10 protein-coding genes, 1 tRNA gene and 2 pseudogenes are annotated in these 14,297 nt (G+C 70.7%); 9 read left to right on the top strand and 4 right to left on the bottom strand.

What is annotated here, in order from left to right; translation table 11 throughout:
• The first annotated feature begins 36 nt into the window (after positions 1 to 36).
• The 3 genes from C1A38_RS14465 (at position 37) to C1A38_RS14455 (ending at position 3,113) form a co-directional block, all read left to right on the top strand.
• Complete coding sequence (locus tag C1A38_RS14465; RefSeq protein WP_102658348.1) at positions 37 to 2,175, top strand: ATP-dependent DNA helicase UvrD2; 2,139 nt, start codon at positions 37 to 39, stop codon at positions 2,173 to 2,175.
• Between the two features lie 151 nt (positions 2,176 to 2,326).
• Positions 2,327 to 2,614 (top strand): hypothetical protein, encoded by a 288-nt coding sequence (locus C1A38_RS14460; RefSeq protein WP_102658347.1) that lies wholly within the window; start codon positions 2,327 to 2,329, stop codon positions 2,612 to 2,614.
• Between the two features lie 133 nt (positions 2,615 to 2,747).
• Positions 2,748 to 3,113, top strand: a complete 366-nt coding sequence (locus C1A38_RS14455; RefSeq protein WP_102658346.1) for a WhiB family transcriptional regulator — start codon at positions 2,748 to 2,750, stop codon at positions 3,111 to 3,113.
• A 310-nt stretch (positions 3,114 to 3,423) separates the two neighbouring features.
• Here C1A38_RS14455 and C1A38_RS14445 read toward each other — a convergent pair whose 3' ends face one another.
• The 3 genes from C1A38_RS14445 to C1A38_RS31370 form a co-directional block, all read right to left on the bottom strand.
• Positions 3,424 to 4,752 (bottom strand): ABC1 kinase family protein, encoded by a 1,329-nt coding sequence (locus C1A38_RS14445; RefSeq protein ID WP_102658344.1) that lies wholly within the window; start codon positions 4,750 to 4,752, stop codon positions 3,424 to 3,426.
• A 10-nt stretch (positions 4,753 to 4,762) separates the two neighbouring features.
• Entirely contained in the window at positions 4,763 to 5,857 is a 1,095-nt protein-coding gene (locus tag C1A38_RS14440; protein ID WP_102658343.1) for a hypothetical protein, read from the bottom strand.
• Between the two features lie 194 nt (positions 5,858 to 6,051).
• A complete protein-coding gene (locus C1A38_RS31370) occupies positions 6,052 to 6,219 on the bottom strand; it encodes a DUF5679 domain-containing protein (protein ID WP_012014940.1) in 168 nt (55 codons plus the stop codon).
• Between the two features lie 528 nt (positions 6,220 to 6,747).
• Between C1A38_RS31370 and C1A38_RS14435 the strand changes: the two genes are divergently transcribed.
• From C1A38_RS14435 to C1A38_RS32605, 3 genes and pseudogenes are all read left to right on the top strand, one after another.
• Positions 6,748 to 7,269 carry a M48 metallopeptidase family protein gene (locus C1A38_RS14435; protein ID WP_102658342.1) on the top strand — a complete coding sequence of 174 codons (522 nt, stop codon included), beginning with the start codon at positions 6,748 to 6,750 and terminating at the stop codon, positions 7,267 to 7,269.
• Positions 7,270 to 7,311: 42 nt separating this feature from the next.
• Positions 7,312 to 7,546: pseudogene (locus tag C1A38_RS32610) on the top strand (hypothetical protein); the annotation flags it as partial.
• A gap of 95 nt (positions 7,547 to 7,641) precedes the next feature.
• A pseudogene (locus C1A38_RS32605) lies at positions 7,642 to 8,001 on the top strand (hypothetical protein); the annotation flags it as partial.
• A gap of 307 nt (positions 8,002 to 8,308) precedes the next feature.
• Here C1A38_RS32605 and C1A38_RS14425 read toward each other — a convergent pair.
• The gene (locus tag C1A38_RS14425) at positions 8,309 to 9,610 is read right to left on the bottom strand and encodes a zinc-dependent metalloprotease (protein WP_199180207.1); all 1,302 of its coding nucleotides are present in this window, start codon (positions 9,608 to 9,610) and stop codon (positions 8,309 to 8,311) included.
• Positions 9,611 to 9,724: 114 nt separating this feature from the next.
• On the opposite strand from C1A38_RS14425, the gene C1A38_RS14420 reads away from it, so the two are divergent.
• From C1A38_RS14420 to C1A38_RS14410, 3 genes are all read left to right on the top strand, one after another.
• Positions 9,725 to 10,738, top strand: a complete 1,014-nt coding sequence (locus C1A38_RS14420; protein ID WP_043721852.1) for a YlbL family protein — start codon at positions 9,725 to 9,727, stop codon at positions 10,736 to 10,738.
• Positions 10,739 to 10,931: 193 nt separating this feature from the next.
• Positions 10,932 to 13,949 (top strand): UPF0182 family membrane protein, encoded by a 3,018-nt coding sequence (locus C1A38_RS14415; RefSeq protein ID WP_199180206.1) that lies wholly within the window; start codon positions 10,932 to 10,934, stop codon positions 13,947 to 13,949.
• 168 nt (positions 13,950 to 14,117) lie between these two features.
• Positions 14,118 to 14,191: transfer RNA gene (locus C1A38_RS14410), tRNA-Met, on the top strand.
• Positions 14,192 to 14,297: the final 106 nt, after the last annotated feature.

Below are 14,297 nucleotides of genomic sequence, written 5' to 3'. Positions count from 1 at the left end.
CTGCAACGTCCGGGGCAGCTGAGACAATTCCCCGTTGTGGTGGTCAACTCCCCGTCTGAACGCGTGCTCGCCGGTCTCGACCCGGAGCAACGCTCGGCGGTCACCGCCCCCGCCGGGCCGGTCTGCGTACTTGCCGGTGCCGGCACCGGCAAGACCCGGGCGGTCACGTCGCGGATCGCGTACCGGGCGTTGACAGGTGAGATCTCGGCCCGACACGTGCTCGCGGTCACCTTCACCGCCCGGGCTGCGGCCGAGTTGCGACACCGGCTCGCTCAGCTGGGCGTGGCCGGGGTGCAGGCCCGCACCTTCCACGCGGCGGCGCTGCGCCAGGTGCGCTACTTCGCGCCTCGGCTGCTCGACGGGCGGGCCATGCCCGAACTGCTGGACAGCAAGGTCCGCCTGGTCACCCTCGCTGCCGCCCGGGCCGGCCTGCGCGCCGACCGGACCGCCGCCCGCGACCTCGCCGGTGAGATCGAGTGGGCCAAGTCCTGCCTGGTCGAGCCGGGGGAGTACGTGGTGGCCGCGGCCAAGGCGCTGCGTGAGACACCGCACGAGCCGGTGAAGGTGGCCGAGGTCTTCGCCGCGTACGAGAAGCTCAAGCGGACCAGCGGGGTGATCGACTTCGAGGACGTGCTGCGGGCCGCGGTCTGGGGCATCGAGGAGCACGCGGACGTCGCCGAGCAGGTCCGCAACCAGTACCGGCACTTCGTCGTCGACGAGTACCAGGACGTCAACCCGTTGCAGCAGCGGCTGCTGGACGCCTGGCTGGGCGGCCGGGACGACGTGACAGTGGTCGGTGACGCCAGCCAGACGATCTACTCGTTCACCGGGGCGACGTCGTCGTACCTGGTCGACTTCCCGCGCCGGCACCGCGGCGCGACAGTGGTCCGGTTGGTCCGTGACTACCGGTCCACCCCGCAGGTGGTCGGTCTGGCCAACGCGGTCATCTCGCAGGCGCGGGGCACCGAGGCGCGGTTGCGGCTGGAACTGGTCGGCCAGCGCCCCGCCGGCCCCGCACCCGAGGTGCGGATCTTCACCGACGAGGCGGCCGAGGCAAACGCCGTGGCGGCGCGCTGCCGGGCCCTGGTCGACGCCGGCACCCCGGCCCACGAGATCGCGGTGCTGTTCCGCACAAACGCCCAGTCCGAGGCGTACGAGAAGGCGCTCGCCGAGTCGGGCGTGCCGTACGTGGTGCAGGGGGCCGACCGGTTCTTCGAACGGCCCGAGGTGCGCCAGGCGATGGTGGCGATGCGCGCGGCCACCCGGTCGATCCCCGGCGAGACGCCGTTGGCGGCGGCGGTCATCGAGGCGCTGGGCGCGGTCGGCTGGGCACCCGACTCGCCCCCGCCCGGTGGTGCCGCCCGGGAGCGCTGGGAGGCGCTCGCCGCGCTTGTCCAACTCGCCGAGGAGTACGCGGCCACCCCGCAGTTGATGCCGCTCGGTGCGGCGGCCACCGTCGAGCGTCCGGTCACCCTCGCCGATTTCACCGACGAGTTGGCCCGACGGGCCGCACAGCAGCACGCGCCGACCGTGGACGGGGTCACCCTGGCCTCCCTGCACTCCGCCAAGGGGCTGGAGTGGGACGCGGTGTTCCTGGTCGGCCTGGCCGAAGGCACCCTGCCCACCACGTACGCCCGTACCGCCGAGCAGGTCGAGGAGGAGCGGCGGCTGCTCTACGTCGGCATCACCCGGGCTCGCGAGTGGCTCTGGTTGTCGTACGCCTCGGCCCGCTCGCCGGGCGGACGGGCCCGGCGGCCCTGCCGTTTCCTGCCCCAACTGTCGGCGTCCGGTACGGCGGAACGGGCCGGTGGCACCCGACCGGCCCCCGGCACGCAGCGGCGCGCCAACCGGATCGTCTCCTGTCGGATCTGCGGTACGACCCTGCTCGCCGGGCCCGACCGCAAGCTCGGGCGGTGCGCGACCTGTCCCTCCGATATCGACGATGAGCTGCACGAGCGGCTCCGCGAGTGGCGATCCCGGGTGGCGCAGACGCAGAAGGTGCCCGCCTACGTCGTCTTCACCGACGCCACGCTCGTCGCGCTCGCCGAACGTCGGCCGGGCCGGGCCGAGGAACTCGTCGCCATCGCCGGCATCGGTCCCCGCAAGTTGGGCCTCTACGGCGAGGCGGTGCTGGCGCTGGTGAAGGGCGCGGCAGTCGACGAAATCTGCCCCTAGAAAACTTTTTGAATCTGGCCGTTAATTCGTTTGCCCTCGCGCGGTCGGCGGGCATAGCCTCAGAACACACCTCGAAGGGGGCCCTGTTCGGGCTGCTCAACCGGGGAATGTCCGAGTCGATTACGAGTGAACGTCAAAGGAGGTGGCCCCGATGGAGAGCTACATCAACAAGCGTCCGACGGCGCTGCCCGTTGCCGTCGCTCCGCTGTCGGCTGCCCTGACTCTGACCGCGGCACCACTGTCGGTCGGTCGGGCTAGCGTCGCCGCCGCGCGACCGTGGGCTCCGCAGGTGCACCGGGTCGAGGTTCAGGCCGAGCTGATCCTCGCACCGACCCAGCGTGGGCTCCAGGGGACCAGTGGCTTCACGGGCAAGGGCGTCGATGGCGCCGTCAAGCGGATGGACGTCCGCGGTGTTCCACCTCGAGGTAGACCGGTCTGACCATCAGACCACCGGCTCACCTCGAGGCCGCGGAACCCGCATACCGGGATCCGCGGCCTCAGTTTTTTTGCACCGCCGAAGTACGTCGGACCAGCGATCCACGAGATCGAGATGAGAGAGAGGTGACCGGGAGATGAGTCTGGCGTTGGCCCCGCTCGACCTGAACGTCGAGATCGAGGCGAACCTGCCCTGCCGGAAGTTCGACCCCGACCTGTGGTTCTCCGACTCACCCACCGACCTAGACGTGGCCAAGACGCTCTGCGGGGACTGCCCGCTGCGGGTCGAGTGCCTCGCCGGCGCGGTCGAGCGGGCCGAGCCCTGGGGCGTCTGGGGTGGCGAGATCTTCGAGCGTGGCGCGGTCGTCCCGCGCAAGCGGCCCCGTGGCCGTCCGCGCAAGGAGGACCTCGCCCGTGACGCCGCACTGCGGGTCGAGGCCGAGGCGCGATTGGCGGCCAACGGCCTTACCACCTCGCGCAACGCCGTCCGGCTGGCGGCCTGACATGTTCCCGAACCGCACCCGTACCGCCGGTGTCACACCGGCCGAGAGAAAGCCGAAATCCATGCTGCACCTGCTGAGCGGAGTCACCGAGATGCAACTACTCAACGAAGCGTTGTCGAGGGCTCGAATGCTCCGGCCTCAGGCCGGTCGCACCACCACGAGCACTGAGGCAACCCGATCCGCCCGTACCGTCGCCATGGCCAGCCGCACCCGGTCGGCCCGCGAACTGGGCGTCCTGTAGTACCAGACACCGAACCGGCGGGCGAGGACCTGAGAAGGTCCTCGCCCGCCGACGTGTGTGCGCAGGGGGTCAGCTGACCGCCGCGAAGCCGGGCAGCCAGCGTTCCATGATGCCGCGGTACGGCGCCTTGGCCTCCAGTTGGCACAGCACGCCGATCGACCCGAGCGTCACCCGGTGGATGAGCAGGTACGACGGCGGCAGGTTGAGCTGCCGACTGAACTGGTACGCAGGTGAGCGCGGATTCGCCAGCCGGGCGGCCTCGGCCCGCAGCCAGGCCCGGGTGAACCGGAATTCGTCGGTGGCGATCGGTTCGAGCATCGGACGCAGGAAATCCAGCAACGCCTGGCCGTCGACCGGAGCGTCGGCGCTGACGAAGCCCTCGGCCCGCAGGCCGGCCACCACCTTGTCGGCGTCGCCGCGCAGAGCCAGCCCCGCGATGCGACCGATCGGTTCCGGGGTTCCCTCCGGCATCCGCGCCACCGCACCGAAGTCGATCACCGCGAGCCGGCCGTCCGGCAGCAGCCGGAAGTTGCCCGGATGGGGATCGGCGTGCAGCAGCCCGGCCCGCATCGGGGCCGACAGGTGCAGGGTGGCCATCAGCCGACCCGCCTCGTCGCGTTGCTGCTCGCTGCCCTCGCGGATGATGTCGGCCAGCGGCGTGCCCTCCACCCACTCGGTGACCAGGACCCGGGGTGAGGCGGAGAACACCGTAGGCACGTAGATCTCGGAGTCGTCCGCGTACGCAGTGGCGAAGGCCCGTTGCGACTCCGCTTCCAGCTCGTAGTCCAGCTCCTCGGTGATCCGCTCGCGCAACTCGGTAAGCAGCGGCTTGATGTCCAGCCCCGGCTGGATGGCCCGGAACATCCCACCCAGTCGGGAGAGCTGCTTGAGGTCGCCGAGCAGGGCGTCACCGGCGCCCGGATACTGGATCTTCACGGCGACGTCGCGGGTCGTGTCGTCCGGCATCCGCCACACCGCGCGGTGCACCTGACCGATGCTGGCCGCCGCGGCCGGCGAGTCGTCGAAGCTGTCGAAGCGGTCTCGCCAGGCCGGGCCGAGCTGCTCGGCCAACACCCGGTGCACGCTGGCGGCCGGCAGCGGTGGCGCGGCCTCCTGGAGCTTGGTCAGGGCCTGCCGGTACGGCGCGGCGACCTCCTCCGGCAGCGCGGCCTCGAAGACCGACAGCGCCTGACCGAACTTCATCGCCCCGCCCTTGAGCTGGCCGAGGACGCTGAACAGCTGCTCGGCGGTGCGCTGCTGGATCTCCGCCGAGATCACGTCGGAGGCGAGCCCGGTGACGCGCTTTCCCATGCCGAGGACGGTCCGACCGGCGAAGCCGAGCGGCAGAGCGGCGAGCTTGGCGGTCCGGGAGACGGCGCGGCGCGGGATGTCGGTCACCTGGCCATTGTTACTGACTCTGCACCCTCGTTGCTGCCGTGCGGCCGGGCTGGCCACCGGACGTCCGGGTGCGCGAGCATCCGCAGCGGGGGTGCGGCGGCCAGTGGCGACGTCGCAGACTGCCCGGGGACGCGATCTCGATCGCTGCGCCGAGGGTCTCCGGGGTGCCGCCGTCCAGCTGGTGCAGCGCCTCGCCCACCGCGAACGCGGTGGCCGCCAGCAGGATGCTCGCCGCGCAACTCGGTGCGGCCGGCCGGCTGGCCAGCTGGGCGGCCAGCGCCGGCCAGTCGGGGTCGCGGTCGGTGCGGTGCAGGTCGAGGCAGCCCAGGCAGGGCCCGTCGGGCGGCCGGACCAGCGGCCCGATCACCGGGACACCTTCCCGAAGGTCGACCATCAGGTGCGGCTGTCGCCGTTGGGCGTGGCCGGCGGCCAGGAGCGCGGCAGGCCGGTCGGCGCCCAACTGGATCACCAGGTCGGGTCGTGGTCGGCGCAGCGCGCTGGTGCCGGTGCCGGGTGCCGACCGGGCCACGGCGGCCTGGACCGCCCGGCCGAGTGGCCGGCCGATCTCACCAGCCGTGATGCCGCTGCCGACCAGGTCGATCGGCCGGACGCAGCCGGGCAGGTCGGGATGGACGTGGCCGACGCCGGCCTGGGCCAGGGCGACGGCGATGGCGGCACCGAGCGGGCCGACGCCGGTGACCGTGACCCGGCTGGCCAGTCGGCGACGGAGCACCTGGGCGGGGGTGCCGGGAAGTCGGGCGGCGGCGAGCGCCAGCGCGGCGGCCTCGGTGACCAGTCGGGCCCGGCGCGGCCCGGTGAGCTCGCGGGGCACCAGCGTGTGCAGGGGGACCACCAGGCCGGCGGCACGAAGGGCGTCGAGCAGGGTGCGGGCGTACTCCGTCCGGGCGCCGGCCCCGGTCAGCACCTGCCGTTCGCTGTGCGTGCCGTCGAGCAGGTCGAGCAGCCCGGCGGTCCTCGGGTCCGCGATCTCCACGAGGACGGCCCGTTCCTGGTCGAGCCCGAGTTGCAGGGTGTGCCGGTCGCGCCAGAGACGGCTGAGCCCGGGTAACAGGGTGGGACGGGGTGACGGCGGGGAAGGCGGCATGGGTACGAATAGTGACCGCTTCCATGCGTTGCGTCGATCGTTGTCCACAGGTGGCCAGCTTCAGATCCAGGGCTGTCCACAGGATTTGGCGAGATATCCACAACCAGCGGGTAACCAGAGTCGGTCGTCCGACAGTAAGCGGAAACGCGAACGGGGGTGGCCGTCGGCCACCCCCGGTTCGTTTGGCGCGTACGTCAGACCTTGGCCTTGCCCAGGATGCGGTTCACTGTTGTGCCACACACCGGACACTTGCCCTTGGCCATGTTCATGCCGGTCTTCGAGACCTCGACGCGGCCTTCGAAGTCCCGCTTCTCCTTGCACTTGACGCAGTAACCGTTGTAGGTCTGGGCCTGGTCGGCCACGTTGCCCTCCTCGTCTCGTCCGCCGGTCGATACCGGTCCGGCGGGTTTCCGGCGGCGGTCGCGTACGCGCCCGGCGCTGGTGTTTTCCCGCGGCCACCCTCGTGACCGCTGGTTGGCGGACCCTACCCAGGTGTGGGCGGTTCCATGTCAGCTGCGCTTTGCCACTGTGAGCAAGGCGACGTCGAGAGTGTGCACGCCGAATCGGGCCAGATCGGTCAGTTTCGCGGGGACACGCCGACCGGGAGCCCGCAAATGCGCTGGTGATGCCGGTACGCGGGGAGTGAGGCCCCGATTCGGCCGCCGCTGCGATGATCACTTAGAGTGGCGGGTGCGGCGACGTCACCGCTCAGCGGTCACCACGAAGGGTGATCGTGGCAACTGGCGTCGCCCTGGCCAGACTTTTTTTAGGACTCCTGGCAATCAATTATCACTTTTCGGACGCGTGTCCGGGGTTGACCCTTGCGGACCCCTGGTCACAACGCATTAGCTTGCCATCGTGACAGCAAACCGAGGCTGCGCGGTCCACTGATGGCTGGGCCGCGGAAGCCGGTCGTCGAGGTACGGCGCAGCCAGCGCCGGCGACGCACGGTGTCCGCCTACCGCGACGGTGAGCGCGTCGTCGTCCTCATCCCGGACCAGTTCTCCCGGGCCGAGGAGAGCGAGTGGGTCGACCGGATGCTCGCCCGGCTCGCCGCCCGGGAGGGCCGCCTGGCCCGTTCCGACGCTGAGCTGCTGGACCGCGCCGACCGGCTGATCAATCTCTACCTCGTCGAGTACGGCAAACAGGCGCTTCCGGCGAGCGTCAGGTGGGTGAGCAACCAGAACGGCCGTTGGGGCTCCTGCACCCCGGCGGACCGCTCCATCCGGTTGTCGCACCGGCTCCAGGACATGCCCGACTGGGTCATCGACTACGTGCTGCTGCACGAACTCGTGCACCTCATCGTGCCCAGTCACAACGCCCAGTTCTGGGCGCTGGTCGGCAGGTACCCGAAGACCGAACGCGCCCGAGGCTATCTGGAAGGCGTGGCCGCGGTCGCCGGCACCCCCTAACGCCCTCGAGCGCGTCGGTCGGGCTCGGCGTAGGGTCGGAGGATGCCCCGACGTGTGGTGGTGGCCCTGCTCGCGCCGATCAGTTGGACGCCGCCCGGCATCGACCCGGTGCACTGGCGTACGGCGCTCGCCGAGGACGTGGTGGACCTGCTGGCCACCCTCAACGAGGTGGACACCGCGGTGGCGGTCACCCCGGCCGACCGCTGGCTGGCCGACGCCGTGATCTGGCCCGGCACCAGCGTCTACGAGGTGCCCGAACCGACCCCGAACGCCGTCTTCGCCGCCCTGACCAGCGCCACCGCCCCGGCTGGCGGTGCTGGGCTGGTCGGCGGTGCCGGGGAGGAGGCGGGTGGCGAGCGGCCGTCGGGGCCGTACGAACAGGTGGCGGTGATCGCTGGGGACGCTCCCGACCTGCCGGGGCTCACCATCGGCAAGCTGTTGCGTCCGCTGACCACCCGTCCGCTCGCGGTCGCCCCGGCCGAAGGTGGTGCCGGTCTGCTGGGTGTGGCGGCCCAGCTACCCGTACCGCCCTGGCTGCCGCCGTTGGACCTGGACGCCACGGTGCCCGCGACCGTCCGCGCGGTGGCACCCCGCCCGGGCGACCTGGCGGTCACCCCGTCCTGGCACCGGCTACGCGGTCCGGCAGACCTGGCCCGGCTCGACCCGGCCCTCGGTGGCTGGGAGAACACCCGCGCCCTGCTGTCCGGCGCCGGCCAGCCCGGCAGCGCCTGAACCACCCGCGCGGTGTGCCACCAGCTCGGCAGCGGCTGAACAACCCGCCCTGGCAGAACCTGAACATGAGATGGCGCGGCGTGAAGAACGCCCCCTGGCGCGACACCACTCAGCTTTACGCGGTCTGAATCCACTCGATCCCAGGTCGAGGGCCTCAAGGACATCCCGAAGCCACTCGATCTGGGATCGAGCGTGATCTTGCGTCGTTGGGCGAGCGTGATCTTGCGCACGACGAGCGTGGTTTCCCTCAGCGAGCGTGATCCTGGTGACAGGAGGGCTCGGATCAGAGCGGAGGCGTGCCCCGTGGTCAGGGCGGGGTGTCGCCGCCCTTGGGGTCGTCGTCGCGACGGTCCTGCTCGCCCGGGGCCTTCTCCTCCGGGCCGCCGGGGGCGGTGAAGTCGAAGTTCTCCAGCTCGGTCATCAGGTCGACGTCGGCCATGGCGAAGGCCACCGGGTCGGCGAAGTCGTCGTCGGAGGGCAGCAGGTCCGGGTGGCCCCAGAGCGCGTCCCGGCCGCCGATGCCCCGGTGCTCGGTGAGCGCCGCCCAGAGCGCCGCGGCCTCCCGCAGTCGACGGGGGCGCAGCTCCAGCCCGACAAGTGCGGCGAAGGTCTGCTCGGCCGGCCCGCCGGCGGCCCGGCGCCGACGGAACGCCTCGCCCAGCGCGACCACGTTCGGCAGTCGGCCGGCCGCTGCGCCGTCCACCACGTGGCAGACCCAACCCTCGACCAGGGCCAGCGCGGTCTCCAGCCGGGCCAGGGACGCCTTCTGCGTCGGGGTGTCCTCCGGGGTGAAGATGCCTTCCAGGGCGATGGCCTGCATCGACTCGGGGTCGGTGGGGTCGACCCGACCCATCGCCTCCTCGATCGCCTCCCGGTTGACCCGGATGCCGGCGGCGTACGTCTCCACGGCGTTCAGCACGTGCCCGCGCAGCCACGGCACATGCTCGAAGAGCCGCTGGTGCGCCGCCTCACGCAGCGCCACGTAGAGGCGTACCTCGTCCTCGGGGAGTTCGAGGCCCTCGCCGTAGCTGCGGATGTTGGCCGGGATCAGCGCGGCGGTGCCGGCCGGGCCGAGCGGTAGGCCGATGTCACCGGCGGAGAGCACCTCCGCGGCGAGCGAGCCGAGCGCCTGGCCGAGCTGGCCGCCGAAGAGCGCGCCGCCAAGCGTCGCGACCATCGACTGCATCGGGCCGAGCTGGGCGCGGGCCTCCGGCGGCACCAGGTCACCCATCGCGCCGACCATCCGGCTGGCGACCGGGTCGCACAGCTTGCGCCAGACGTCGAGCGTCTTGAAGATCCATTCGTTGCGGTTCCAGGCCACCACGGTCCGGATGCCGGAGGGCAGCGCGGAAGCCGGCTCCAGCCAGAGGTCGGCGATGCGCAGCGCCTCCTCGACGGCGTTGCGTTCGTACGGCGAGACCGCCGGGTCGCCTGCCGCGGCGAGCTGGCTGGCCGCGACCTGACGGGCCAGGTCCCAGTTGACCGGCCCGCTTCCCGGCGCGGAGAGCAGGTGCTGCAACTGCGACATGAACTGCTGCATCTGCGCGGGGTCGTTGGGGTCGGGCGGCTGCCCACCCGGTAGCGCGAAACCGAACGGAATATCAGGCACGACGTCTACGGTACGCGTGCCGCAGCCCAGGTGGCCCGCGCCGCTGTTGCGCTGAGGGCGAAGTCGCCGTCGTGCCGCCCGGACGCCGTGTCCCGCCTCGGTACGCTCTGCCGCATGAGACGTCGAGGCGTGACCGTCCTGCTCGGTGCTCTGCTCACCGCCCTGCTCAGCATCGGGGTGCTCGCTGCACCCGTCCCGTACGTGGTGCTCGGTCCCGGTCCGACCGTCGACACTCTCGGGCAGGAGGACGGCAAGGAGGTGATTCAGGTTTCCGGCCGGGAGACCTCCACCTCCACCGGTCAGCTCCGGTTGACCACGGTCGGCGTGCAGCCCAACGTCAAGCTGCGCTCTGCCATCCAGGGTTGGCTCGACGACGATCAGGCGGTGGTGCCGCGCGAGCTGGTCTACCCGCCGGGGGAGACCCGGGAGCAGGTCGAGCAGCGCAACGCCGAGGACTTCCAGGTCTCGCAGACCAGCGCGGAGACCGCCGCGCTGCGCAAACTCGGGTACGAGGTCCAGGTCGTGGTCAAGGGAGTGTCCGCCGACGGCCCGGCGGCCGGGCTGCTCCAGGAGGGTGACGTGATCACCTCGGTGGACGGCGAGGCGGTGCCGTTGGCCTCCCGGCTGACCGAACTGATCAGGGCGAAGCCGGCCGGCACGCCGCTGCGGGTGGGCTTCACCCGCGACGGAGTGGCCGACACCGCCACGATCACCAGCCGGGAGATCGACGGTCGCCCCCGCATCGGCGTCGACATCGGGCAGCAGCAGCCGCACCCGTTCACCCTCTCCTTCGACCTGAAGGACATCGGTGGTCCCAGCGCGGGTCTGATGTTCGCTCTGGGCATCATCGACAAGCTGACCCCGGAGGACCTCACCGGCGGCCGGATCATCGCCGGCACCGGCACCATCGACGACTCCGGTCAGGTCGGGCCGATCGGCGGCATCCCGCAGAAGCTGGTCGGGGCGAAGGAGGCCGGGGCGACGGCCTTCCTGGTGCCGGAGGCCAACTGTGCCGAGGCGGTGCGCAACCGTCAGCCGGATCTGCCGTTGGTGAAGGTGGGCTCGCTCGACGAGGCATTGGCGGCGCTGGAAACGATGCGTTCCGGCGGCGAACCGACGCACTGCTGAGATCGTCCGGTGACCGCCCGCAACCGTTGACGCTCAAGCCTCTGACCAGGTCAAACTCGGAGGCCGCCCGGCTACGGATCGACCGCCTGACGCAGTCGCCACGCGACCTTGCGCGAACGCTTGCAGGAACACCCCGTACTCTGGGTGCCTGGTCGGTGCCGATCATATCGAGCGTGCGGAGCCAACAGTGGTCATGCGTAGCAGCAGCCCCCTGCCGAGGATGAGCCGACGTGGACGCGTCACGGTCGGCGTTCTGATCGGGGTGTTCGTCCTGTTCACCCTGCTGGGTTGGGGGGTGCAGGCCTGGACGGACTGGCTCTGGTTCTCCGAGGTCGACTACACAGGGGTCTTCACCGGGGTGCTCGTCACCCGGCTGGTGCTCTTCCTGGCCGCCGCCGCGGCGATGGCGGTGATCGTCGGGGGCAACCTCTGGCTCGCGCAGCGACTGCGACCGCGCAACCGACCGCACTCGCCGGAGCAGGCCACGCTTGAGCGCTACCGGATGCTGCTCGGCCCCCGTCTCGGGCTGTGGATCGCGCTGGCCGCGGCGATCGTGGGTCTGTTCGCCGGCCTGTCCGCGCAGAGCCGCTGGAACCAGTGGCTGCTCTTCCGCAACGGCGGCGACTTCGGCGTCAAGGATCCCGAGTTCGGCACGGACATCGGTTTCTACATCTTCCAGCTGCCGTTCTGGCGGTTCCTGCTCGGCCTCGGCTTCACCGCCGTGGTGCTGGCCCTGATCGGCTCGCTGGCCGTGCACTACCTGTTCGGCGGGGTGCGTCTGCAGGGCGTGGGCGACCGGATGACGAACGCCGCGCGGGCTCACCTGAGTTCGCTGGTCGCGGTCTTCGTCCTGCTCAAGGCGGTCGCGTACGTGCTGGACCGGCGCTCGATGCTGCTGGAGTACAACGACGGCGTGGGTGTCTACGGCGCCGGCTACGCCGACATCAACGCCCTGCTGCCGGCCAAGGAGATCCTCGCCTACATCTCCGTGGTGGTGGCGATCGCGATCATCGTGTTCTCCAACGCCTGGATGCGCAACCTGGTCTGGCCGGGCATCTCGCTGGCGCTGCTCGGCGTCTCCGCCGTGGCGATCGGCGGCATCTACCCCTGGGCGGTGCAGACCTTCGAGGTCAAGCCCAGCGCCCGGGACAAGGAAGCGCCGTACATCGAGCGCAGCATCCAGGCCACCCGGGCCTCGTTCGGGCTGGACATCGCCCAACACACGCCGTACGCGGCAAGCAACCTGACGCCGCCGGAGAGCCTGGCCACCGACACCTCGGTGGTGTCGAACGTCCGCCTGCTCGACCCGCAGCTGGTCAGCGAGACCTACACCCAGTTGCAGCAGGTCCGTGGCTTCTACGACTTCGGCCCGAAGCTGGACATCGACCGGTACACCGTCGAGAACCAGACCCAGGACTACGTGGTCGGCGTACGTGAGATCAACTACGGCGAGCTGACCGCCCAGCAGAGCAACTGGATCAACCGGCACACCGTCTACACCCACGGGTACGGGGTGGTGGCCGCTCCCGCCAACCGGGTGGTCTGCGGTGGTCAGCCGTACTTCGTCTCCGGCTTCCTCGGTGATCGGGCGCAGGAGTCCTGCTCCTCGCCCAGCGACCTGATCCCGGCCAGCCAGCCTCGGATCTACTACGGCGAGCGGATGTCCGACAGCGACTACGCGATCGTCGGCAAGCCCAGCGCGGACGCCAACCCCGCCGAGTTCGACCGGCCGGCCGGCGAGAGCGGTGAGGGCCGCGAGTCGTACTACACCTACACCGGTGAAGGTGGCGTCGAGATCGGGTCGTTCACCCGGCGACTGCTCTACGCGATCAAGGAGCAGGAGGCGAACTTCCTGCTCTCCGAGGCGGTCAACGACAACTCCAAGCTGCTCTACGTGCGTAACGCGCGGGACCGGGTGGAGAAGGTCGCGCCGTTCCTCACCCTGGACGGCGACCCGTACCCGGCGATCGTCGACGGTCGGGTGCAGTGGATCGTGGACGGCTACACCACCGCCGCGACCTACCCGTACGCCGAGCGGGTCAACCTCCAGCAGGAGACCACCGACGAGCTGACCGGCCGGGGCACCATCCAGCTGGCCCGGGAGAACGTCAACTACATCCGCAACTCGGTAAAGGCGACCGTCGACGCGTACGACGGCACGGTCACCCTCTACGAGTTCGACGAGAACGATCCGGTGCTCAAGGCCTGGAACAAGGCCTTCGGCGGTGACCTGATCAAGCCCCGCGCCGAGATCCCGGAGGCGCTGGCCGCCCACTTCCGCTACCCGGCGGACCTGTTCAAGGTGCAGCGCAACCTGCTCACCCGGTTCCACGTCACCAGCCCCGGCGACTTCTACTCGGGGCAGGACTTCTGGCAGGTCCCGAACGTGCCGGACGCGCCGGACAGCGAGGTCAAGCAGCCGCCGTACTACCTCTACACCCAGTTCCCCGAGCAGGCCGCGCCGACCTTCCAGCTGACCAGCGCGGTCACCCCGAACGGTCGGCAGAACCTGGCGGCGTTGATCTCCGGGTCGTACCAGGACGGGAAGCCCCGGTTGCAGGTGCTGGAGCTGCCCGACCAGACCCGGGTCTCCGGCCCGGTGCAGGTGCACCAGCAGATGACCAACAACGCCAACATCCGGCAGCAGTTGAACCTGCTCTCCTCCAACCAGGCCCAGGTGCAGTACGGCAACCTGCTCTCCCTGCCGTTCGGCAACGGGATGCTCTACGTCGAGCCGGTCTACGTCAAGAGCAACCAGACCGACGCGTACCCGCTGCTGCAGAAGGTGCTGATGTCCTACGGTGACGGCGGTTCCTTCGTGGTCCTGGCCGACAACCCGACCGACGGCATCAAGCAACTGGTCGAGCAGGGCAAGCGGGCCAACGCCGGCAACCCGCCGCCGGCCACCGAGGAGCCGCCGGCCGGCGATGACGAGCCGTCGGCCACTCCATCGGCCACCCCGTCGGCCACCCCACCGGCTGGTGACGCGCCGCCGCTCACCGGCGACCTGGCCGCGGCCGCCAACCGCGTGCAGGCCGCGATCACGGAGGTGCGGGCCGCGCAGACGTCCGGCGACTTCGAGCGGTACGGCCGGGCGCTGAAGGAGCTGGACGAGGCGCTTACCGCGTTCCAGCAGGCGCAGCAGGCAGCCAGCGGAGGCGGCGCCCAGGGCGGTGCGACTCCCACGGGTGACCCGACACCGAACGGCTGACGTTCGTCGACCGTGAAGGCCTGCGGTGGTGATTCTCCGATCACCACCGCAGGCCTTTCGGCGTTCCGTGGCGAGGCGCTGGTGGCCGCGGGAGTGGCCGGGGCCGTGCGGCCGTTTCGGCGTCGTTTTGCGGCGGCAAGGGGTGGTGCGCTACGGTGGATCTAGCGACGCGGGGTGGAGCAGCTCGGTAGCTCGCTGGGCTCATAACCCAGAGGTCGCAGGTTCAAATCCTGTCCCCGCTACTGCAAGACGATGGCCCCGGACTTCGGTCCGGGGCCATCGTCGTTTCGGGCTCGTTCTCGGGTCCGGTGCCGAGTCTCGGGTCGGTGCCCCGCTGGTGCTCCGGCG

It is taken from the genome of Verrucosispora sp. ts21 (assembly GCF_002879555.1).
Lineage (GTDB): Bacteria > Actinomycetota > Actinomycetes > Mycobacteriales > Micromonosporaceae > Micromonospora > Micromonospora gifhornensis.
Note: the sequence above shows the minus strand (reverse complement) of the source record. Positions and strands in the feature narration are given on the sequence as shown.

Excerpts from the sequence above, each read along its gene's own strand:
- C1A38_RS14460 (WP_102658347.1), top strand. The coding sequence starts at position 2,327 with ATGGAGAGCTACATCAACAAGCGTCCGACGGCGCTGCCCGTTGCCGTC.
- C1A38_RS14455 (WP_102658346.1), top strand. The coding sequence starts at position 2,748 with ATGAGTCTGGCGTTGGCCCCGCTCGACCTGAACGTCGAGATCGAGGCG.
- C1A38_RS14440 (WP_102658343.1), bottom strand. The coding sequence starts at position 5,857 with ATGCCGCCTTCCCCGCCGTCACCCCGTCCCACCCTGTTACCCGGGCTC.
- C1A38_RS14435 (WP_102658342.1), top strand. The coding sequence starts at position 6,748 with ATGGCTGGGCCGCGGAAGCCGGTCGTCGAGGTACGGCGCAGCCAGCGC.
- C1A38_RS14420 (WP_043721852.1), top strand. The coding sequence starts at position 9,725 with ATGAGACGTCGAGGCGTGACCGTCCTGCTCGGTGCTCTGCTCACCGCC.
- C1A38_RS14415 (WP_199180206.1), top strand. The coding sequence starts at position 10,932 with ATGCGTAGCAGCAGCCCCCTGCCGAGGATGAGCCGACGTGGACGCGTC.